At 69.2% G+C, this 20,132-nt stretch carries 20 protein-coding genes; 9 read left to right on the forward strand and 11 right to left on the reverse strand.

Going from position 1 to position 20,132, the window contains the following annotated elements:
- Positions 1–16 precede the first annotated feature (16 nt).
- From ACHAA4_RS13565 to ACHAA4_RS13580, 4 genes are all read right to left on the reverse strand, one after another.
- Positions 17–688, reverse strand: a complete 672-nt coding sequence (locus tag ACHAA4_RS13565; RefSeq protein ID WP_435774708.1) for a hypothetical protein — start codon at positions 686–688, stop codon at positions 17–19.
- Between the two features lie 100 nt (positions 689–788).
- The gene (locus ACHAA4_RS13570) at positions 789–971 is read right to left on the reverse strand and encodes a hypothetical protein (RefSeq protein WP_435774709.1); all 183 of its coding nucleotides are present in this window, start codon (positions 969–971) and stop codon (positions 789–791) included.
- A 124-nt stretch (positions 972–1,095) separates the two neighbouring features.
- Positions 1,096–1,755 carry a pyroglutamyl-peptidase I gene (locus tag ACHAA4_RS13575; RefSeq protein ID WP_435774710.1) on the reverse strand — a complete coding sequence of 220 codons (660 nt, stop codon included), beginning with the start codon at positions 1,753–1,755 and terminating at the stop codon, positions 1,096–1,098.
- A gap of 61 nt (positions 1,756–1,816) precedes the next feature.
- A complete protein-coding gene (locus tag ACHAA4_RS13580; protein WP_435774711.1) occupies positions 1,817–3,151 on the reverse strand; it encodes a galactokinase in 1,335 nt (444 codons plus the stop codon).
- A gap of 118 nt (positions 3,152–3,269) precedes the next feature.
- Here ACHAA4_RS13580 and ACHAA4_RS13585 point away from each other — a divergent pair, with 118 nt between their 5' ends.
- The 5 genes from ACHAA4_RS13585 to ACHAA4_RS13605 all read left to right on the forward strand — a co-directional run bounded on the left by ACHAA4_RS13585 (position 3,270) and on the right by ACHAA4_RS13605 (position 6,856).
- Positions 3,270–3,692, forward strand: a complete 423-nt coding sequence (locus ACHAA4_RS13585) for an organic hydroperoxide resistance protein (protein WP_435774769.1) — start codon at positions 3,270–3,272, stop codon at positions 3,690–3,692.
- 153 nt (positions 3,693–3,845) lie between these two features.
- Entirely contained in the window at positions 3,846–5,033 is a 1,188-nt protein-coding gene (locus ACHAA4_RS13590) for a pirin family protein (RefSeq protein ID WP_435774712.1), read from the forward strand.
- Between the two features lie 160 nt (positions 5,034–5,193).
- Positions 5,194–5,586: a YidH family protein gene (locus ACHAA4_RS13595; RefSeq protein WP_435774770.1), complete on the forward strand. Its 393-nt coding sequence runs from the start codon at positions 5,194–5,196 to the stop codon at positions 5,584–5,586.
- Positions 5,586–5,918 carry a DUF202 domain-containing protein gene (locus tag ACHAA4_RS13600; RefSeq protein ID WP_435774713.1) on the forward strand — a complete coding sequence of 111 codons (333 nt, stop codon included), beginning with the start codon at positions 5,586–5,588 and terminating at the stop codon, positions 5,916–5,918. The genes ACHAA4_RS13595 and ACHAA4_RS13600 overlap by 1 nt, the downstream gene beginning before the upstream one ends.
- A gap of 134 nt (positions 5,919–6,052) precedes the next feature.
- Entirely contained in the window at positions 6,053–6,856 is an 804-nt protein-coding gene (locus ACHAA4_RS13605) for a SurA N-terminal domain-containing protein (protein WP_435774714.1), read from the forward strand.
- A gap of 116 nt (positions 6,857–6,972) precedes the next feature.
- On the opposite strand, the gene ACHAA4_RS13610 is transcribed toward ACHAA4_RS13605, so the two are convergent.
- Both ACHAA4_RS13610 and ACHAA4_RS13615 read right to left on the reverse strand, forming a co-directional pair.
- On the reverse strand, positions 6,973–8,142 hold the full coding sequence (locus ACHAA4_RS13610) for a glycerate kinase (RefSeq protein WP_435774715.1): 1,170 nt from the start codon (positions 8,140–8,142) through the stop codon (positions 6,973–6,975).
- A gap of 34 nt (positions 8,143–8,176) precedes the next feature.
- Positions 8,177–9,316, reverse strand: coding sequence for a mandelate racemase/muconate lactonizing enzyme family protein (locus ACHAA4_RS13615; protein WP_435774716.1), 1,140 nt, complete (start codon positions 9,314–9,316; stop codon positions 8,177–8,179).
- Positions 9,317–9,730: 414 nt separating this feature from the next.
- Here ACHAA4_RS13615 and ACHAA4_RS13620 point away from each other — a divergent pair, with 414 nt between their 5' ends.
- The 4 genes from ACHAA4_RS13620 to ACHAA4_RS13635 all read left to right on the forward strand — a co-directional run bounded on the left by ACHAA4_RS13620 (position 9,731) and on the right by ACHAA4_RS13635 (position 14,103).
- Entirely contained in the window at positions 9,731–10,660 is a 930-nt protein-coding gene (locus ACHAA4_RS13620) for a carbohydrate ABC transporter permease (RefSeq protein ID WP_435774717.1), read from the forward strand.
- A gap of 130 nt (positions 10,661–10,790) precedes the next feature.
- Positions 10,791–11,639, forward strand: coding sequence for a carbohydrate ABC transporter permease (locus ACHAA4_RS13625; protein WP_435774771.1), 849 nt, complete (start codon positions 10,791–10,793; stop codon positions 11,637–11,639).
- Positions 11,640–11,777: 138 nt separating this feature from the next.
- On the forward strand, positions 11,778–13,181 hold the full coding sequence (locus tag ACHAA4_RS13630; protein WP_435774718.1) for a Gfo/Idh/MocA family protein: 1,404 nt from the start codon (positions 11,778–11,780) through the stop codon (positions 13,179–13,181).
- Positions 13,174–14,103, forward strand: coding sequence for an NAD-dependent epimerase/dehydratase family protein (locus tag ACHAA4_RS13635; RefSeq protein ID WP_435774719.1), 930 nt, complete (start codon positions 13,174–13,176; stop codon positions 14,101–14,103). The genes ACHAA4_RS13630 and ACHAA4_RS13635 overlap by 8 nt, the downstream gene beginning before the upstream one ends.
- Before the next feature lie 141 nt (positions 14,104–14,244).
- Here the strand turns inward: ACHAA4_RS13635 and ACHAA4_RS13640 are convergent, their stop codons facing one another.
- Genes ACHAA4_RS13640 through ACHAA4_RS13660 form a run of 5 tightly spaced genes read right to left on the reverse strand, consistent with a single transcriptional unit; the run spans position 14,245 to position 20,119 of the window.
- Entirely contained in the window at positions 14,245–14,673 is a 429-nt protein-coding gene (locus tag ACHAA4_RS13640) for a universal stress protein (protein ID WP_435774720.1), read from the reverse strand.
- Between the two features lie 56 nt (positions 14,674–14,729).
- On the reverse strand, positions 14,730–15,863 hold the full coding sequence (locus ACHAA4_RS13645) for a M24 family metallopeptidase (protein WP_435774721.1): 1,134 nt from the start codon (positions 15,861–15,863) through the stop codon (positions 14,730–14,732).
- A complete protein-coding gene (locus tag ACHAA4_RS13650; protein ID WP_435774722.1) occupies positions 15,853–18,000 on the reverse strand; it encodes a DUF6807 family protein in 2,148 nt (715 codons plus the stop codon). The genes ACHAA4_RS13645 and ACHAA4_RS13650 overlap by 11 nt, the downstream gene beginning before the upstream one ends.
- Complete coding sequence (locus tag ACHAA4_RS13655; protein ID WP_435774723.1) at positions 17,997–18,908, reverse strand: sugar phosphate isomerase/epimerase family protein; 912 nt, start codon at positions 18,906–18,908, stop codon at positions 17,997–17,999. The genes ACHAA4_RS13650 and ACHAA4_RS13655 overlap by 4 nt, the downstream gene beginning before the upstream one ends.
- Positions 18,905–20,119: a dihydrodipicolinate synthase family protein gene (locus ACHAA4_RS13660; protein WP_435774772.1), complete on the reverse strand. Its 1,215-nt coding sequence runs from the start codon at positions 20,117–20,119 to the stop codon at positions 18,905–18,907. Before ACHAA4_RS13660 ends, ACHAA4_RS13655 begins: the two co-directional genes overlap by 4 nt.
- Positions 20,120–20,132: the final 13 nt, after the last annotated feature.

Here is a 20,132-nt window from a genome sequence, read left to right on the forward strand (position 1 = left end):
TGGGCGGAGAAGAGCCCTAGAAGGCGTCGAGGATGACGTCGAGGAAGGTGAACCCCAGCGTGCCGTAGAGCAGGCCGATCCACAGCGAATGGGTCAGGGATTTCCAGAACTGACCGGTCGCGATGAGCAGGCCGAAGGCCGCCGGGGTGCAGGCCATCGCGTAGCCGCCCACAAGCAGCCACAGCCCGGTGAACTCGCCCAGGGCGAGCATGTAGAAGCCCACGCCGATGGTCCAGATCATCGTGAACTCGAAGAGCAGGGCCGCGATGACCACGGCGGTGACCAGCGCCCAGAGATACCGGCCCCAGTCCCCGGCGATCCGTCGCAGCAGCCCGGGCTGCTCGGACGACGACGCGGCAGGTGCCTGGCCGGGGGAGCGGGTTCCCCGGTGGGCGCGAGCACTGCCGGTGGGACGGACGCTGGTGGAGGAGCGGGTACTGCCGGTGGAGCGGGTGTTGCGTGAGCCGGACTTCCCAGCCTGGCGTGCCGGAGCGCGAGTCGCGCCCCCGCGGGAAACTGTGCCGCGGGGTCCGGACGTGCTTCGCGTGGCCGTGCCAGCCCGTGATCCGGTGCTGGCGCGCGACGCGCTGGAGGAGGCGCGACGCGTCGTCGTCGTGCTCTTCTTCCGCGCCCGGGCCGAGGACGCGCCGGCGGGCTTCTTCGCGGCGGATTTCTTGCTGGTGCTCACAGCGTGTCAGCGTACCGGCACCAGCGCCTGACCAGGAGTAAGGGTGCGTCGGAGCGGTGAATCAGCGAGATGTCCACGGGAGATCCTCGGTACTGCTGGGTCAGATCCCACCGAGGTAAGGGAGAACCATGAGGAACACGATCACTCCGATGCCGACGCCCAGGGTGATCGCCACGGTGACGTCGGAGTTGGAGCGCCCGAGTTCAGGGGCGTGCTTGGATGTCGGTGCCGGGGTCGGATGATCCAGGCCCCGATGGGGGGAACGTGCGGGATGAGATGACATTCGTGCACCTCGCTTGGCGGAGCCGTGCCGGATGGATGGTCAGACCGTTCTGACCTGGAGTCTAGGAAGGATCTCTGGAGATCAGCTGAGCGGGAGGTAAAGCTTCGCCGGGCAGCCGAGAAGCTCAGTGGAGCTGACCGCCCGGCGCCTGGAGATCGGGCTCCGGGCGCAGGGACTCGGTGATCAGCAGATCCAGGGCTTGCACCGCTTGAGCGCGGCTCACCGGTGAGTCCTCGCGGGTGAGATCCGGGACATGGACGAAGCCGGCCGGCACCGACGTCGGGACCGTGTGGAGCAGAGAATAGAGCAGGCTGTTGCACACGAAGCTGCCGGCGCTGAGGGAGAGCGCCACCGGGATTCCTGCCGCGCCGATGGCCGCATGTGCCGACTTCAGTCGCAGCGTGGAGAACAGTGCCGGTTGACCGCCGGAGACCACGGGCTCCTCGGTGGGCTGGTGCCCTGCATTGTCCGGAATCCTGGCGTCGCGCAGGTTCAGGCCTACGCGTTCCAGCCGCACCGCCTCGGTGCCGGCTGCCAGACCCACGGCGATCACCAGATCCGGGGCGCAGGCGGTGATCTGCTCGAGCAGCCGCGCGGCGCTGGCGCTGAACTCCACCGGCAGCAGCGCCGTGCGCACGGCGAGGGCGCCGTGGACCTGCTGGGCGTGCAGCCCCTGTCGCTCAGCAACGGCGGCCAGTTCGGCGACCACGTCCCAGGAGGGGTTGTGGTCCATGCCGGCGAAGGGCTCGAACCCGGTCAGCAGCACCGTGCGGGAAGAGCTCATCGGACGCCCGGGGCAGCGGCGCGGTCGAAGGTGCCGCGGCGTCGGGCGGTTCGCGGCGAGATCACAGCGCGTGCGCGGCGGCCGAGGGCGCGACGTCGAGCAGTCGGATGCCGCGACTGATCCGCTCCAGCGCCGCAGTGAGCTTGGGGATCGCAGCGGGGGAGATCAGCACCAGCACCGATCCGCCGAAGCCGCCGCCGATCAGCCTGGCCCCCTCGGCGCCCTGAGCCAGTGCGGTCTCCACCACGAGGTCGGCGACGTCGAAGGAGACCTCCGCGTCGTCGCGCATGCTCATATGTCCGGCCGTGAGGATGTCTCCGACCGTGGAGGCGATGTGGCGGACGCCGTAGGCCTCTCCGGAGAGCAGGTGGTGCAGCTTCTCGGAGCGCACCATCTCGGTCAGGGCGTGACGCAGCCGTCGCCGGCAGGCCGCTATGCTGCGCCCCTCGAGGGTCTCGAGCTGCTCTGCGAGCCGGTCGAACTCCTCCAGCACATGGGAGACGTCGGCCTTGCGCGGATGCTCGGGCAGCGCGTCGCGCAGCCGGTCGAAGCCCAGCAGTCGGGCGGCGGCCTCGGCGTCGGCCCGTCGATCCCCGAACTGGCCGTCAGCCAACCGGTGCGCCTCCCCGGTGTCCACGGCGATCAGTCGGTACCCGCGCTGGATGCAGCCGATGTCCAGCGGGGCGACGCTGAAGTCCCGACAGTCCAGCGAGAGCACCTTGCCCGGGCGGGCGCGCATCGCGGCGGTCTGATCCAGGCCGCCGGTGCCGGCGCCGACGACCTCGACCTCGGCGCGCACGCAGGCGGCGGCGAGGTCCTTGCGGTTCTGGCGGGTCAGTGCGGCGTTGAGGTCCTGAAGCGGGTTGTCCTGGCCGAAGGGGGTGCCCAGGGCGAGGAACGCGAGGATCGAGGCGCACTCCAGCGCCGCAGAGGAGGAGAGTCCCCCGCCGATCGGCAGCGTGGAGACGACCAGCAGGTCCGCGCCGAAGTCCGGATCCACGGCGAACGCCGGCTGGGTGGTGCCCAGTTCACGCAGCGCCCACAGGACCCCGGACACGTAGTGGCTCCAGTGGGCGTCGTCTGCCGCGGCGTCTGGTCCGATCTGCTCCGGGGTCAGGGTGGTGACCCCGTCGTCGAGCGAGGCGTCGAGCGTGCGCAGGCGAAGCTGGCCGTCGGTGCGCGGAGCCGCGGCGACATAGGTCCCGTGTGCCAGGGCCATCGGCAGGCAGCGGCCGGCGTGGAAATCGATGTGCTCGCCGTTGAGATTGGCCCGGCCGGGCGCGAACCAGGTACCCGAAGCTGCCCGGCCGTACTCCTGTTGGAAGCGGCTGACCAGGTCAGATTGAATCTCTTGTGGTTCGCCAGGGGCAAGCCAGACGGCATCGGTAGTTCGCACGATGTTCCATTGTGCCACCCACAGCGGCGTGGTGTTTTATAGGGATGACCGGCACCGCGGTGGATTCACCGCGGTGCCGCAGACACCGCAGGAATATCGAGAGGATCCCTTTATGGCGATCGAGACTGTGTACACCGCAGAAGCACTGGCCGCCGGAGACGGACGCAATGGGCGCACCCGCACCTCAGACGGCATGATCGACCTGAATCTGAGCACTCCCGCGCCGATGGGCGGCTCGGGTGAGGGGGCGAACCCGGAGCAGCTCTTCGCGGCCGGCTACGCCGCCTGCTTCCACGGGGCGCTGCGCAAGATCGCCTCCGGCGAGGGCGCTGATGTGAGCGATTCCTCAGTCGGGGCGAAGGTGAGCATCGGCAAGGACGACGACGGCGGCTTCGGCCTCGCCGTGGTCATCGAGGTGGTCATCCCGCACGTCGACCAGGCCCAGGCCGAGGCGCTCGCCGAGAAGGCCCATGCCTTCTGCCCCTATTCCAAGGCCACCCGCGGCAACATCGAGGTCACGGTCACGGTCTCTGACGACTGACAGTCCCGATTCTGACGGCTGACGCCAGTCTCTGACGACTGAGGCCCAGCCGGGACGGACCGAGTCTCTGCGCCCGGGGCGGACAGCCTGGGCTTCGTCGTTCAATTTTGAAACAATTGGGCCGAACCCGATCAGCAGGACAAGGAGACGGCAATGAGCAGCACCGAGACCGAACCGCAGGAGCAGGTCTGCATCAACGGGCCTTATACCTTCGAGGGTCTGCGTGATGGCGTCACCCGCGCAGAGGACGGGGTGGAGCTGCTCGAGCCGCGCACGGTGCCGCTGGGTGGGCCCCGGGCGATGACGGTGCGCCGGACTCTGCCGCAGCGCGCGCGTTCGCTCGTCGGGGCCTGGTGCTTTCTGGACTTCTACGGGCCCGATGACCTCACCGAGGCCACGCCCATGCGGGTGCCCCGGCATCCGCACACCGGACTGGCCACCGTCTCCTGGCTCTTCGAGGGCCGGATCGACCATATGGACTCCGCCGGGAACTGGGCCACCGTGCGCCCCGGGGAGGTGGCGCTGATGAACGCGGGCCGCGGGATCAGCCACTCCGAGTACTCCTCGGCCGACACCACGGTGCTGCACGGGGCCCAGCTCTGGTACGCCTTCCCCGACGCGCACCGCTTCGTGGAGCCCTCGCTGGAGACCCACCGCCCGGATCCGGTGCAGGGACCCGGCTGGGAGGCCTGTGTGTTCCTGGGCGAGCTGCTCGGACAGCGCTCACCGGTCAAGACCTATATCCCGCTGACCGGGGCTCAGCTCCGGCTGGAGCCGGGCACAGTGCTCGAGATCGAGGTGCCGGCCGAGCACGAGCACGGGCTGCTGCGGATCTCCGGCGCGGTGCGGCTCAACGGAGCCCTGGTGGGTGAGGACCATCTCGCGGTGATCGACACCGGCACCACCCTTCTGCGCGTGGAGGCGCTGGATGAGCCGGTCCTGGCCCTGCTGATCGGCGGAGAGCCGCTCGGCGAACAGATCGTGATGTGGTGGAACTTCGTGGGCCGCAGCCACGACGAGATCGTGGCGTTCCGCAACGCCTACCAGGCGGAGATGGGCTTCGAGCCACCGGCGCAGGACTCCCCGCTGCACACCCTCGGCGGGGCTGCCGAGGCCGGCTCCACGGAACGGGCGGCCCGGCCTGACGGCTCGGAGCACCAGGTCGCGGTCCCTGCCGGGGCGCTGGGGAACCCCGTGCACGGAAGGCTGCGCGACGCGCTGGCCGACGCCCGGTACGACGACGGCCGGGTGTTCCCGCAGTTCGGGGACTTCCCGCCCGGCCAGGCAGCTCCGCTGCCGGCACCGGAGCTGCCCAACACCCGGATGAAGCCCCGCGGCTAGCGCGGCTGACTGGGCAGCGGGGGGGGGCTGGCGCCGCCAAGGCGGTTATGCCCGCTGTGCAAGACTTGGGCCGTGCCTGCATCCCGCGGCACCGGACCGTTGAGCAGGAGGCTCCGTGAGCGAAGACCCATCGAGCGGGACCGCGTCGAGTCGAGGCCCCGTGGGCGAAGATCCTTTGCGTGGGAATCGGGAGCGGGGACGGCTGAGCTCCCGACTGCTGGCACATGGCCAGGAGCCTGACCCGCGCTTCACCCTCGCCAACGAGCGCACCTTCCTGGCCTGGATCCGCACCGCGCTGGCGTTCCTCGCCGGCGGCGTCGCGGTGGAGGCGTTCGCCGCCGACGTGTTCGCCGATCCCTACCGGACGGTGGTCTCGGTGCTCACCATCAGCGTGGGCCTGCTGATCAGCGTCGGCGCGGCGATGCGCTGGCTCAACGTGGAGCGCAGCATGCGGCTGGGCCAGCCGCTGCCGATGCCGCTGATCATTCCGCTGCTCAGCTTCGCCTCAGGGGCCGCCATGGCCGTGGTCATCGTGCTGGTGGTGCTGGACTGATGTCCCCCGCGGCGCCGCTGCATGCGGATCCGGGCCTGCAGCCCGAACGCACGGTCCTCTCCTGGGGCCGGACCATGATGCTCTTCGCGGTGGTGGGCGCGGTCTTCCTGCGCTGGCTGCCGCACTACGGCCTCTGGACGGTGGGACTGACGCTGAGCTGCGCCCTCGTCGCCGGTGCCATCTACGCGACCCAGCGGCGGCGGTACTCGCGGCAGTCTCGCGGCATCGCGGCGGAACAGGTGGAGGCCGATGTGCCCGCCGTGCTGACCACCACGCTGGCCACCGTGGTGCTCGGCCTCATGGGGATCCTGGCCGTGCTGGCTCGGATCTGAGCAGCTGGCGCGCACCGGATCCGCTCACCTGCTGCTCAAGCGTCGAGCTGAACCCGAGCTGAACACGGCCTGGTCTCGCTGTCGGGTTCAGCGTGCTACGTTGCCCGCTCGACTACCAACAGGAGGTCCTTGCCTTGTCGAAGAAAATGATCACCACCGGTTTCGCACTCGCCGGCGTGCTGGCGCTGTCCGCATGCGGCGACTCATCCGACCCCGAGTCCGCGGATGCCGGCTCCGAGGAGCAGAGCTCGCAGGAAGGGGCCGCAGCCCCCGAAGAGGGCGCCAGCGGCGAGCAGGCCGAGATGCCTGAGGCGGACACCTCGGACATCCCGGAGGTCGTGGCGGAGGTCAATGGAGACGAGCTCAGCGGCGAGGACTTCACAGTGCTCTACGAGTCCCAGTTCCAGCAGATGGCGATGCAGTCGCAGATGACCGGCGAGGAGCCGGACCAGGATCAGCTCAAGCAGCAGACCCTGGAATCGATGATCGGCAACGAGCTGCTGCTCCAGGACGCCGAGGATGAGGGCTATGAGGCCTCCCAGGAGGAGGTCGACGCGATCATCGCGGACGCCGCGGAGACCGCGGGCCTGGGCTCCTCCGAGGAGTTCATCGAGGCCTATGAAGAGCAGGGCATGGATGAGGAGCAGCTCACCTCGGATGCTGAGAGCCAGGTGCTGATCAACCAGGTGCTCGAGCAGCTCGAGGTCCCGGAGCCCTCCGAGGAGGAGCTGCGTGAGGTCTATGACGAGGCCGTCGCCGCCCAGGAAGAAGCCTCAGGTGCTGAAGGCGCTGAGGGGGCAGAAGCCGCCGAGATCCCACCGTTCGAGGAGGTGCGCGAGGACCTTGAGGCGCAGGCCACCGATGAGGCCCGCAGCGAGGCCGCACTGGCCCACGTCGACGAGCTGCGCGACGAGGCAGACATTCAGACCCACCTCTGATCCAGCACTCACGGGATCAGGGCCGGCGGTGACCTGCTGAAAGATGGGTCACCGCCGGCTGTGACTCAGGGCAGGCCGTGACTCAAGACAGGCTGTGACTCAAGACAGCCTGTGATTCAGGACAGGCTGTGCCTGAGCAGCCCACAGGCCTGGGCGGTGGTCTCTTCGATCAGCTCAGGTGCCCGGCGCAGCAGATCCTGCAGCGAGGCCGCGCCGGGGGCGATCGAGAACGCCGCCGTGAGTCCCGCCTCGCGGCACTGCGCCGCCCCGAGCTGGACTCCGCCGGCGATCACCAGCACCGCCGTCTCGGAGGGCGCATAGCGCCGCACCGCCTGGACGACCTTGCCGCCGAGCGACTGAGCGTCCAGCGAGCCTTCCCCGGTGATCACCAGATCGGCCTGGGCAAGGGTTCCCCGCAGGTCCAGCGCCTCGGCGACCATCTGCGAGCCGGGCAGCACCCTCGCCCCGAGCAGCACCGACAGCGCCAGCGGCATGCCCCCGGCGGCCCCGAAGCCCGGCGTCTCGCGCAGCCGCTGCGGATCGGTGCCGCTCTCGGCGCCCAGCACCTCCGCGAGATGGTCCAGACCGTCGTCGAGCAGACGGATGTCCTCGGAAGTGGCGCCCTTCTGCGGTCCGAACACCGCCGCCGCCCCGCGTTCGCCGGTGAGCGGGTTGTCCACGTCCACCGCGATGCGCCACTCCACCGTGCGGGCCCGCGGGTCGAGATCGGTGAGGTCCACGGAGCTGATCTGGCTCAGTCCGCCGCCGCCGGGGGCCACGGGGTCGCCCGCGGAATCCAGGAACTCGGCGCCCAGGGCGCGCAGCAGCCCGGTCCCGCCGTCGGTGCTCGCCGATCCGCCGATGCAGAGCAGGATCTCGGCACAGTCGGGATCATCCAGCAGGGCACGCGCGATGAGTCCCACCCCGAAGGTGTCCGCGCGCAGCGGCTGCGGCGCCACATCGGAGACCTGCGGCAGCCCGTTGCCCTGCGCCGCCTCGATCACCCCGGTGCGCCCGTCGGCGGAGCGCCCGTACTGCGCGGTCACCGGCCGACCCAGCGCGTCGCTGACCTCGAGGGTCTGCGCCGAACGTCCCCAGGCGGCGAGCAGCGCCTCCAAGGTGCCCTCGCCGCCGTCGGCGAAGGGCACCTCCACGATCTCTGCCGCGCCGAAGACCTGGCGTGCCCCACGGGCCATCGCCGCGGCCGCCTCAGCAGCAGTGACGGATCCCTTGAAGGAGTCGGGGACGCAGACGATGCGCTGCACGGCAGCCGCAGTGGTGCTCATGGAGGGGAGCCTTTCGGGTCGCGAGCCACCAGGCTCAGGAGAGCGTGGCGCGGCGGGTCAGGTGTCTGTGCAGAATTTCATCATCGGGCTGGAATCCCAACCCTGGTTCCTCGGAGAGCCGGATCCGCGGCCCGGCGCCGTGCAACGCGTGCAGCTGATCACTCCACTGTAGGAAGGGCACCTCCAGCTGCACCTCGGGGCCCAGCGTCGCGATCAGCTCGGCCGAGGCATGCAGGGCCGGCCCGTAATAGAAGCAGTGTGGCACGACGCCGACGCCGGCCTCAGCCCCTGCGGCGAAGACCTCCAACATCGCGGAGATCCCCCCGATCTTGCCCACGCTGGGCTGGGCGAAGGCCACCGCCCCGGTCCGGATCTGCTCGATCATCCCCTGCACCCCGGAGGCGTTCTCCCCGGCCGAGATCCCCCCGAACCGCTGGTTCAGCGACCGCAGCGCCTCGGTGTCATCGGGCGGGAAGATCGGCTCCTCCATCCAGAGCAGCTCGCTCGGTGCCAGTGCCTCCATCGCCTCGGCGGCCTCCTGCGGCGACCAGCGGCAGTTCACATCGGTCATCAGCGCCGCGGCCGGGCCCGCCTGGCGGCGCGCGGCCGCGATCGCCTTCGCGGAGGATTCGTGGAGCTTGAAGGCGGTGTAGCCCTGCTCCTGGGCGCGGCCGATGTGATGGGCCACCTCCACGGGGTCCTCGCCGTAGTGCACCAGTGAGGCGTAGCAGTCGATCTCGTCCCGGGGGGAGTCGGCGAGGAGTCTGCGCAGCGGCTTCTCCGCCCGCTGAGCCGCAAGGTCCCACAGCGCCGTGTCCACGGCCGAGAGGGCGTAGTGAACCGGTCCGGTGCGACCGAATGCGTGGAACGCGTATTCCGCATCGCGGCGGGTGCTCCAGGGGTCCGCCGGGCGGCCCAGATAAAACGGCCCAACGATGTCTTCCAGCGCGGCCCAGGAGGCGGGGTTGGTGCGGTGGCCGAAGGCCTCCCCCCAGCCGCTGCGGCCGTCCGCGTCGGTGACCTTCACCATCAGGGATTCCATCTGGGTGAAGGTCTGGGACGAGGCGTTGTACTCGTCGATGGACTCCTCACCGAGGACGCGGCGACCTGCGCTGAACGGCATGGACACCAGGAACAGCTCGATCCCCGCCACGACGGGCTTCTTCTCGGTCATTCAGGTCCTCCTGGAGAGTGTGGCGGTGTGAGGCGGGAGGCCCCTGGCGTCGGCCTGTTCGAGCTTAGCCATCGGGTGTGATGCGGTCCACAGCTGCTCTCGACATGAATTGATGCTCAACCGGTATCGATTCCGGGCTCGCTTTCCGTCTGCCGTCCGTCGCCCCCGCGCTTCTGCGGCTCCATTGGAACGATGCAGAATCTGGCTCTGCAGACCCGCGCTGTGAAGGGCTCCCATTTTGTCTGAAACGGTTGATGTGCTTGACCTCACAATGTGACTTATCTTACGGTGGTCACGACCCAGTTTGGAAAGCGATTTCCCAATCACTCCCGAGGAGGCAGCCGTGCTGTCCCAGATACATCACAGGGGCCTGCGAACGCAGACCGATCCCCAGGTGAGCGGAAAGGTGGCGCCATGAGTGTCGTCGCCGAGATTCAGCAGCTTCGCAAGGGGCCCAAAGGTGAGCGCCGCAAGCACAAGGACAATAAGCCGGGACACCTGTTCCTGCTCCCGTGGACCATCGGACTCTTCGGGATCACGCTGTTCCCGATGGCCGCCTCGCTGTACCTCGCGTTCACCGACTACAACCTGCTGCAGACTCCCGAGTGGATCGGGATGGAGAACATCACCCGGATGATCGGGGATGATCGTCTGCACAACTCGATCCAGGTGACCTTCACCTACGTGCTGGTCGGCGTGCCGATCCAGCTGGCGGTCTCGCTGGCGATCGCGATGCTGCTCGACCGCGGCATGCGCGCCCTGCCGTTCTATCGCTCGGTGTTCTACCTGCCCTCGATGCTGGGATCCTCCGTCGCGATCGCCGTCCTGTGGCGCCAGATCTTCGGCCACAGCGGCCTGATCAACCAGGTGCTCGAGATGGTCGGCATCGAGGGGCGCGGCTGGGTCTCCAGTCCAGACACCGCGCTCTCCACGCTGATCATCCTGCACGTCTGGACCTTCGGGGCACCGATGGTGATCTTCCTCGCCGGTCTGCGGCAGATCCCGGACATGTACTACGAAGCTGCCGCGATCGACGGGGCCAACCGTTTCAAGCAGTTCTTCTCCATCACCATCCCGCTGTTGACCCCGATCATCTTCTTCAACCTGGTCCTGCAGCTGATCGGCGCGTTCCAGAACTTCACGCAGGCCTTCGTGGTCTCGGGCGGCACAGGCGGACCGGCGGACTCCACGCTGTTCTACACGCTGTACCTCTATCAGCAGGGCTTCAACCGCTTCGACATGGGCTACGCCTCAGCCATGGCCTGGCTGCTGGTCCTGATCATCTCCGCCATCACGGTAATTAACTTCTGGCTCTCAAAGTATTGGGTGCACTACGATGACTGATTCCACTTACACCTCCTCCACCGGCACCAAGTCCGGCGCGATCACGGACACCCGTGCTGAGAAGGAGATGTCCGTCGCGACATCTTCCCTGGCCGACGCCGCCACGAGCGCCTCCAACGAGAAGCGCCCGATGCGCTCCACCTCCCCGCGCAAGCGGGGTGTGAAAGCGGTCATCAAGCACATCCTGATGGTCCTGGCCTCGCTGGTGATGATCTACCCGCTGCTCTGGATGCTCGTCTCCTCGCTGCGGCCCAACGATCTGATCTTCCGCGAACCCGGCATCCTGCTGACCACCCTGGAGTTCAACAACTACGTCCAGGGCTGGAACGCGCTGAGCCACCCTTTCAGCCACTTCCTGATGAACTCGGCGATCGTGGTCTTCGGCTCGATCCTGGCGAACCTGGTCTCGTGCTCCATGGCGGCCTACGCCTTCGCCCGGCTGGACTTCCGGTTCAAGAAGCCGATGTTCGCGCTGATGCTGCTGACCATCATGCTGCCGGTGCACGTGGTGATCATCCCGCAGTACATCCTGTTCTCGAACCTCGGCTGGGTGAACACGTTCCTGCCGCTGATCGTGCCGAAGATGCTCGCCACGGATGCCTTCTTCATCTTCTTGATGATCCAGTTCATCCGCGGCATCCCCAAGGACCTGGATGAGGCGGCCCGCATCGACGGCGCCGGGCACATCCGGATCTTCCTCCAGGTGATCCTGCCGCTGATGATCCCGGCGCTGGCGACCACGACGATCTTCACGTTCATGTGGACCTGGAACGACCTGTTCAGCCAGTTGATCTTCCTGACCTCGCCGGACATGTACACGGTCCCGCTGGCACTCTCGGCGTTCATCGACTCCACCGGAGAATCGAACTGGGGCGGGATGTTCGCGATGTCGATCGTCTCGATCCTGCCGCTGTTCCTGATCTTCCTCTTCGGCCAGCGCTTCCTGATCAAGGGCATGGCCACCACCGGCATCAAGTAGCACCCCGCCGGTTCCGTGAGAAGCGACCGTCCCCGTCCACGACGGCGGGCGGTCGCTTTTTCGCTGACACCCACCGATACCTCCCCGACACCCCGCGATACCCCCATCCTCGAGACCAGCATCAAGGAGCGGCTCCCCATGAGCGCAGCAGCCACAGCACACCCCACGACAGCAGAAGATCCCTCAGCCCAGGAGGCCTCGTCCCAGCCGGCCCGCACCCGCTACGTGATTCTGGGCATGGGCAACCGGTGCGAGATGTACATCCACGCCATCGCCGGACCGCATGCCGACGTGGCCGAGCTCGTGGCCCTGGCCGACACCAACCCGGGACGGGTGCACTTCTACCAGGATCAGGTCGAGACCGAGCACAGCCAGCGACCGGCGAGCTTCGACCCCGGGACGCTCACCGGGTACATCCAGGCCGAGGGCATCGATCGGGTCATCATCACCACCCCCGACTTCACCCACGCGGACTACATCGTCGAGGCGCTCACCGCGGGCGCCGACGTCGTCGTGGAGAAGCCGCTGACCGTCAGCGCCGAGGCCAGCGCCCGGATCGCACAGACCGTGCGCGAGACCGGGCGCGAGGTCATCGTGACCTTCAACTACCGCTACTCCCCACGCAACACTGCGCTGAAGGCGGCCATCCAGGACGGCAGCATCGGCGAGGTCACCTCGGTGGACTTCACCTGGGTGCTCGACACCGTCCACGGCGCCGACTACTTCCGGCGCTGGCACCGGATCAAGGAGAACTCCGGGGGCCTGCTCATCCACAAGGCCAGCCACCACTTCGACCTTGTGAACTGGTGGATCGCCGACACCCCGCAGCGGGTCTATGCCTCCGGTGGGCTGAAGTTCTACGGGTCCGAATCGGCGTCGAAGCGCGGCATCGACGCGGCCGAGCGCGGCACCCGGGACGGCTCAGAGACCGACCCCTTCGCGCTGGATCTGCGCTCGGACGAACGGCTCCAGGCGCTGTACCTGAACAATGAGCACCACGACGGATACCGGCGTGACCAGGACGTCTTCTCCCCCGGAATCACCATCGAGGACAACCTCGCCCTGGTGGTGGACTACTCCCGCGGCGCCATCCTGAACTACTCGCTGAACGCGCACAGCCCCTGGGAGGGCTACCGGGTTGCGGTCAACGGCACCGAGGGCCGGCTCGAACTGGAGGTGATCGAACGGGCGGCGGTGCTGCCCGCAGCCGGGGGCTCCCCGGTGGACCCCTCGGTCAGCGACGACGCCCAGTCCAACCGGCTGCGCGCCAAGGGCGAGCGGCTGCTGCTGCAGCGGCACTGGGAAGAGGCCAGAGAGCTCGAGATCGTCAACGGCGAGGGCGCCCATGGCGGCGGTGACCGGCTGCTGCTGGCGGACGTCTTCCGCGGCGCCGGTGAGGATCCCTATAAGCGCCCTGCAGGACTCGTCGACGGGATCCAGGCCATCGCGGTCGGCGTCTGCGGCAACGAGTCGCTGGCCACCGGCAGCGCCGTGAAGGTCGCGGACCTCGATCTGGGACTGGAGGCCGCGGCCGATGTCTGAGCGCGAGATGTCTGAGCGGGTGATCATCACCGGAGGCTCCGGTCGGCTCGGGCGCAGCGTGGTCGCCGGCTTCACCGAGGCAGGCCACGACGTGATCAGCCTGGACCAGTCGATGCCCGAGGACCCCGCCGAAGGAGTGACCTACCGCAGCATCGACCTGCTTGACGCAGCGGCCACGCGAGCGCTCTTCGAGGAGCTCAAGCCCAGCGCGGTGGTCTCCCTGGCGGCCATCGCGGTGCCTTTCAGCGCCCCCGAGGAGGTGATCCTGCGGACCAACGCGGGCATCGCCCACAGCGTCACCGCGGCGGCGGTGGCCTCCGGGGCGAAGAAGGTCATCATCGCGTCGAGCCCTTCGATCATGGGGTACGGCTCACCAGCAGGCTGGGTCCCGCCGCGGCTGCCGCTGGACGAGGAGGTGACGCCGCAGCCCTGGCACGCCTACGGGCTGAGCAAGTACGTGGCCGAGCAGGTCGCGGCGATGTTCGCCCAGCAGACCGAGGACGTGAAGTTCATCAGCTTCCGCCCCTGCTACGTCATCGCCCCCGAAGAGTGGGCGGGCGCACCGACCCAGCAGGGCCACACCATCGCGGAACGGCTCGATGATCCGGCGCTCTCGGCGGTGGCGCTGTTCAACTATGTCGACGCCCGCGACGTGACGGACTTCCTGCTGACCGCGCTGGCCAACATCGATCGGGTCCAGAACGGGGCGGTGTTCTTCGTCGGCGCCAAGGACGCGATGGCGCGCCGACCGCTGGCCGAGCTGGTGCCTGAGCATTTCCCGGCGCTGGCCCACCTGGCGGAGGGACTCACCGGGGATTCCCCGGCGTTCTCGATCAGCAAGGCCAAAGAGGTGCTCGGCTGGGAGCCCACCCGGTCCTGGCGCACCGAGCTGGCGGGGGAGCCGGGCGTGCGCGCGGACTGACGCGTCGGCGTGTCCTCAGATGCCCGCGCGGCAGTGCCCTCCGGTGTCACGCGGCCGTACGTCTGGCACTCTGAGACGCCAGAGGCCCGTTCCGCCATCGAGCGGAACGGGCCTCTGATCGTGGTGCTCAGTTTGCTGAGGTCACTCGGAGTAGGTGTTCGCGATGTAGACGTCGCAGGCGGCGGTGTGCGAGACCGAGTTGGCCACGCTGCCCAGCACCCGCTTGGCGCCGCGCATCCGCTGATTGCCGACCACGATCATCTCGGCACCGGTCTTCTCCGCGTAGTCGATCAGCGCCTCTGCAGGCTTCCCCTGGGCGGAGCCCGCCTGGATCTTCAGCCCCGGAGTGCGAAGCCCCTTGACGACGCTCTCCGCGATGTAGAGCGCATTGTCGGCCCCTGAGACGACCCACTGGTCCGAGCCGCTGTTCACGTGCTCGATGGTGGCATCGGTGTGCGCGGAGACCACGTGCAGCGGCACCTCCAGGCGCAGCGCGAGGTCGCGTGCCTTATGGGCGGCGCGCTGGGCTGTCGGACTTCCGTCCACACCGACGACGATCGGTCCGGTCATGATGTTCTCCTTCTCGTGTTGTGAGCTTTGCCACGCTTCAGCGTAGTCGAGGTGATTCAGCGACGCAGAACGCCGGGTCGCGGTCGTCCGGAGACCTCCACAGTGGGCCAGCGCGGGTCGACCGAGAGCACGTCGATCCAGGCCGAGGACGCATCGTCGGTGCGCAGCACCACCGTGTCCTCGACCTTGGCCGGGAGGCCTCGCTGCGGGTCGAAGCCGGTGGGATTCAGCGCGAAGGCCTGGTTCGGATGGATCAGGTCGGGGACCCCCGGGCTGAGCCTCGGGTCCCTGCCCTGGTATCCGGCGGCGCCGCCCTGGTGATGCCGGGTCCACTCCTGCGGGTCGAAGCCGTGACGCGGGTACGCGAGTCTGAGTTCCTGCAGCACCGAGGCCAGCTCGGCGCCGGGGACCAGCGCGCCGAACGCGTCCGCCTCCACGGCGCTGATCGCCGCGTCCCACTCGGCCTCACCCGGGCGTGGAGCCTCGAAGCCGACCCAGCGGGTCACATTGGCGATCAACCCGCCGCGGCGGGCGCAGACCACGGCCATGGCGCGGTGGCCGAGTCCGGCGTCGGTGGGCAGCGGGTGGCGGTGGGCGGCTCGGGAGGCCCCGTTGACGAGCAGCACCACCGGGTCGGCCCCGGCGTCGATGACGCGGGGGGCCAGCGCGGCGGCGAGCTCCCGCTCGGTGGTCTCCGGGGTGACCTCGGTGAGCACATCGGTCAGCGCCACGGCGGCATCGGTGCACAGGCCGCGATACCGCTCGATCTCGGTGGGGAGCAGCTCGGCCCGGGCGGCGCGCAGCTGCGGTGCCGCCGCGTCCTCGTCCAACAGTTCCCACGGGGCGCTGCCGGGCAGCCAGTCCGCGGTCGCGCCGAGATCTCCGTACCAGGGCAGCTCGTGGATTCGCAGCAGCGGCCCGGACCCCTCCAGCAGCGCGCCGACCTCCTCTTCGCGGATCCGGCCAGACTCGTTGGAGAAGACCCCGACCTCGACCCCGTCGCGATGCACCACGGCGGCGAGGATCGGTGGTCCGGCGAGCGAGATGTGCACCCGCGCGCCGATCAGCAGCCAGGACAGCGCCCCGGTGGAGCTCAGCAGCAGCGCGTCGGCGCCGCGCTCTTCAAGGATGCGCACCAATCGCGCATGCTTGGTCGCGAACTCCGTCGCGACTGGGTTCTCAGCGCACATGTCGAGCCACCTGTTCTGCATCGAGCCGGCCATCGAGGATGAGCACGCGGACCCGGCGGGTCAGCTGCTCTCCGGGGGTCAGGGTCACTGTGGCGTCCCAGGCCAGGGACATTCCCACGCCCGGGTAGGAGGCATGGCGGACGAACCACGGGTCGGGGTTCGACTCCTCGCGGAGGAACACCAGCGTGGCCTCGCCGGGGCCGCCCGCGCGGCTGGGCAGCGGCAGGAACTCGGCGCTGACCGCCAGCCAGTCGGTGAGGCTGCCGTGGACGGCGTCCTCCCCGCTGGCCTCGGCGGTGAAGAACTCCGCGGCGCCCAGTGCGGGCAGCCGCCAGAAGAATCCGCCGTAGCCGCCCTCGACCCGCCCGTTGGACCCGGGGCTGCCCAGCGCGACGTCGAGCTCTCCGGGGTTGCGCAGGGTGGTGGAGAAGTCCATGTCCCAGGCGCTCGCAGCGGGTCCGCCGGACACCGTCACCTCGCGCTGCTCGTGCAGCAGCGCGGTGCCGGCGGGGTCGATCCAGACCAGCTGGCTGGTGAGCTGGGTGCCGGCACCGGTCTCGAGGAGCCGCTGGTCTGTGGTCTCGATCCGGCCGTGGTCCTCCCGCCAGATGTAGCGGCCCGCCTCACGGGTGTAGGTCCGTCCGCCCCAGAAGTTGGTGCCGTTGACGTCCTGCAGCCCCACCCCGACGCCGAGGTGCCAGGTGTGATCCAGCGGCTGCTGGTCGGTGACCACCACGCCGCCCAGGGTCCGCACCTGATCCAGGAAGGGTCGCGGGGAGTCCGTGGGGGAGATGTCCGCGCCGGTGCGCAGGGTCGCGACCGGGCTGCGCTGCTCGCCACGGACCACGCTGAGCTCGCCGGCACCGGCAGGCTCTGCGGCCCAGGGTGCGCCCAGCGAGGAGAAGCTCGACGGGGCCGCCTTGATCGCGCGGGCGAGGTAGTCCTCGATGTGCGCGATCACCGGGTGGGCCTCCTGGTCGTCTCCGAGCCACTGCACATGCTCGGAGTCGATCCCGGCCGGGGCGTCCCCGGTGCGCACGGCCTCGAGCACCTGCATGAAGGCGCCCTGATCGCGCAGCGGGGAGAGCAGGGTGACCGGGGCGCCGTCGTCGTCGCGGGCCCCGCGCTGCACGTCGATCAGGTTCTCCAGCAGGTTGGTGCGCTCGAACTGATAGGTCTGCGGCGCGACCTCGGCGTAGCCGGGTCGCTGCGGGTTGGGCCGGACCACGAGCTCATCGCGGGTGTAGTAGAAGATCGCTTCGCCCTCGGTCCCGGAGATGGTGATCCAGGGGTCCTGCTGCTGCGCAGCACAGAGGGTCAGCGCGGCCGTGACCGGGATCCCGGCGCGGGTGCGCAGCGCCACGATCGAGGTGTCGTCGGCTTCGATGTCGTGGGCGTGATGCAGCTCGGTGTGCAGCGAGGCCACATCCTCGAGGGTCTTGGCTCCGGCGATGTGCAGGGCGGTCTTCACCGCATGGGCCAGCGGGTTGGTGACCACCCCGTCCACCACCGGGACTCCGTCCATCTCACGCCGCCCGGCCCAGCGGGAGCGCTGGTAGTAGGAGAGGCTGCGCACCCAGAGGCCGGTGGCGCCGACGGCGCGCAGCCGCCCGATGACCCCAGGCTCGCCCTGGGCGCCGGTGAGCAGGTCGGTGATCGCGGGCAGCGCATGCGAGCCCAGCGACTGGAAGCCGACCTGGACCCGTCCGCCGACCTCCTCGGCGACCGTCTGCAGCTGGGTGAACTGCTCCAGCGTGGCCGTGGGCGGCTTCTCCAGCAGCACGTCGGCGCCGGAGCGCAGCGCCTCGATCGCGAGTTCGCTGTGTGTGTTGATCGGTGTCGAGACGATCACGATGTCGGGTTGGTGACCGGCGGCCCGGGCCTGCGCGAAGGTCTCGAAGACCGGAATGTCCCCGCGGACCTCGGGCCCGGGGTCTGAGAAGCTGACGCCGGCGATCAGCCGGACCTTGCCCAGCTCGGCGAGCCGGGCAAGGTTGAGCAGGTGCTGACGGCCGAAGCCGTCCAGACCGATCAGCACCACGGTCCGGACGGCTTCGCTCGACGCCGCGAGGTCCGACTTCTCGACGTCGTGCTTCTCCAGGCCCGGATCGGCCGAGCTCAGCTCTGCTGTGCTCATGCGGGGGTCCCGGCGGGGGACTGTTCCAGGGAGGGCAGCACCAGCTGGGCGTAGCGCTGCTTCATGGTCTCCAGCGTGGTCGCGGCGTCCTGGTCATTGATCTGCTGGTTGAAGATCTCGACCTCCACGGGACCGGTGTAGCCGGCCTCGGCCACCCAGCGGCTGATCGTCGGGAAGTCCACGTAGCCGTCGCCCATCATGCCGCGAGACTTCAGCGCGTCCGCGGCCAGCGGCAGGTTGAAGTCACACACCTGATAGCTGGCGATCCGGTGCTCGGCGCCGGCGCGGGCGATCATCTCGCGCAGCTGCGGGTCCCACCAGACGTGGAAGGTGTCGACGACGACGGCGACCGTCTCCGCCGGGTGCGGGGCCGCCAGGTCCAGGGCCTCGCCCAGGGTGGAGAGCACCGCGCGGTCTGCGGCGTACATCGGGTGCAGCGGCTCCAGGACCAGTCGGACCTTGTGTTCGGCGGCGTAGGGCACCAGCTCGGCGATGCCCTCGGCGACGCGTCCCCGGGCCCCGAGGATGTCCTTGTCCGCGCTGTTCCTCTCCGCGGCGTCGCCGCGGCCGCCGATGAGATGCGCGGCGGCCGGCAGTCCGCCGACCACCATGATCAGCTCGCCCGTCCCGATGGTCGCCGCCTCGCGGATCGCGGCGCGGTTCGACTCCAGGGCGGCCCGGCGGCCCTCCGGGTCCGCCGGGGTGAGGAACCCGCCGCGGCACAGAGTGGTGGCGGTGAGGCCGGCGCCGGCGATGATGCCTGCAGCCTTTTCGGCCCCGCCGGCCTGCTCCAGCAGGTGCCGCCAGGGGCCGATGTGCTTGAGCCCGGCGGCGGCGACCGCCTCGGCCGCCTCCTCCAGGGTCAGGTTCGGGGTCGTGCCGGTGTTCAGTGAGAGTTCGAAGCTCATCCCAGTCCTCCGGTCTTCAGCAGCGAGGTCATCCGCTCGGCCGCGAGCTGCGGGTCACGCAGCAGCCCGGCCTGGTCGGCGAGCACGAAGGTATGTGCCAGGTGGCTCAGCGAGCGTCCTGAGTGCAGCCCGCCCACCAGCTGGAAGCCGCTCTGGTGGCCGTTGAGCCAGGCCAGGAACGCGATGCCGGTCTTGTAGTAAAGGGTGGGGGCGGCGAAGATGTGCTTGCCCAGCGCCCGGGTGGAGTCCATGATCTCCAGGCCGCGCTCCGGGTCTCCGGCGTCATAGGCCTGCAGCGCCGCCGAGGCCGCCGGGTAGATCGCCGCGAAGATGCCCAGCAGCGCATCGGAGTGGACGCCGTCCTCGCCGTGGATCAGCTCCGGGTAGTTGAAGTCATCGCCGGTGTAGAGGCGCACGCCCTCGGGGAGGTCGGCGCGCAGCTGCTTCTCATGGGCGGCGTCGAGCAGCGAGACCTTCACGCCGTCGACCTTCTCGGCGTTGTCCTGGATCAGCTTCAGGAACGTGCTGGTCGCCGCCGTGACGTCGGTGGAGCCCCAGTAGCCGGTGAGCGCGGGGTCGAACATGGTGCCCAGCCAGTGCAGGATGACCGGCTCCTTGGCCTGATCGAGCAGCTGTGAGTAGATCGCGAGGTAGTCCTCGGGTCCGCCGGCCACCTTCGCCAGGGCGCGGGAGGCCATCAGGATGACCTTGGCCCCAGAATCCTCGACCACCGTGAGCTGTTCCTGGTAGGCGGCGAGCACGGCCTGCAGCCCCGTCCGTCCCGGCTCGACGGAGCTGGGATCGAGCTGGTCGGTGCCGGCGCCGCAGGCGATCAGGTCCCGCACCGAGCGGCCGATCACCGCGGGGTGGCGCTGCGTGCGCACCACGGTGGCGGCCTCGGCGGCGGAGCGGCGGATCAGGTCCTGGGTCGCGGCCCAGTCCAGACCCATTCCGCGCTGGGCGGTGTCCATGGCATCGGCGACGCCGAGCCCGTAGGACCACAGCTCATGCCGGTAGGCCAGGGTGGCCTCCCAGTCCAGCTGCGCGGGTGCGCCGGGGACGTTCTCAGCGGTCATCACCGGCACCACGTGTGCCGCGGCGTAGACCTTCCGGGAGGTCAGCGGCTTGCTCGGCGGAGCGAAGTCTGCGGGACCGGACATCGTGTAGTCCAGCAGCTGTCCCTCGGGGGAGGGCAGGCGCAGCGTGGGCAGGGTGGCGGTCTCT

The organism is Nesterenkonia maliinae (assembly GCF_051262655.1).
Classification (GTDB): Bacteria; Actinomycetota; Actinomycetes; order Actinomycetales; family Micrococcaceae; genus Nesterenkonia.

Coding starts and splice junctions, on each gene's coding strand:
- ACHAA4_RS13570 (WP_435774709.1), bottom strand. CDS start 971: ATGTCATCTCATCCCGCACGTTCCCCCCATCGGGGCCTGGATCATCCG.
- ACHAA4_RS13575 (WP_435774710.1), bottom strand. CDS start 1,755: ATGAGCTCTTCCCGCACGGTGCTGCTGACCGGGTTCGAGCCCTTCGCC.
- ACHAA4_RS13590 (WP_435774712.1), top strand. CDS start 3,846: ATGAGCAGCACCGAGACCGAACCGCAGGAGCAGGTCTGCATCAACGGG.
- ACHAA4_RS13600 (WP_435774713.1), top strand. CDS start 5,586: ATGTCCCCCGCGGCGCCGCTGCATGCGGATCCGGGCCTGCAGCCCGAA.
- ACHAA4_RS13610 (WP_435774715.1), bottom strand. CDS start 8,142: ATGAGCACCACTGCGGCTGCCGTGCAGCGCATCGTCTGCGTCCCCGAC.
- ACHAA4_RS13615 (WP_435774716.1), bottom strand. CDS start 9,316: ATGACCGAGAAGAAGCCCGTCGTGGCGGGGATCGAGCTGTTCCTGGTG.
- ACHAA4_RS13620 (WP_435774717.1), top strand. CDS start 9,731: ATGAGTGTCGTCGCCGAGATTCAGCAGCTTCGCAAGGGGCCCAAAGGT.
- ACHAA4_RS13625 (WP_435774771.1), top strand. CDS start 10,791: ATGCGCTCCACCTCCCCGCGCAAGCGGGGTGTGAAAGCGGTCATCAAG.
- ACHAA4_RS13630 (WP_435774718.1), top strand. CDS start 11,778: ATGAGCGCAGCAGCCACAGCACACCCCACGACAGCAGAAGATCCCTCA.
- ACHAA4_RS13635 (WP_435774719.1), top strand. CDS start 13,174: ATGTCTGAGCGCGAGATGTCTGAGCGGGTGATCATCACCGGAGGCTCC.
- ACHAA4_RS13640 (WP_435774720.1), bottom strand. CDS start 14,673: ATGACCGGACCGATCGTCGTCGGTGTGGACGGAAGTCCGACAGCCCAG.
- ACHAA4_RS13645 (WP_435774721.1), bottom strand. CDS start 15,863: ATGTGCGCTGAGAACCCAGTCGCGACGGAGTTCGCGACCAAGCATGCG.
- ACHAA4_RS13650 (WP_435774722.1), bottom strand. CDS start 18,000: ATGAGCACAGCAGAGCTGAGCTCGGCCGATCCGGGCCTGGAGAAGCAC.
- ACHAA4_RS13655 (WP_435774723.1), bottom strand. CDS start 18,908: ATGAGCTTCGAACTCTCACTGAACACCGGCACGACCCCGAACCTGACC.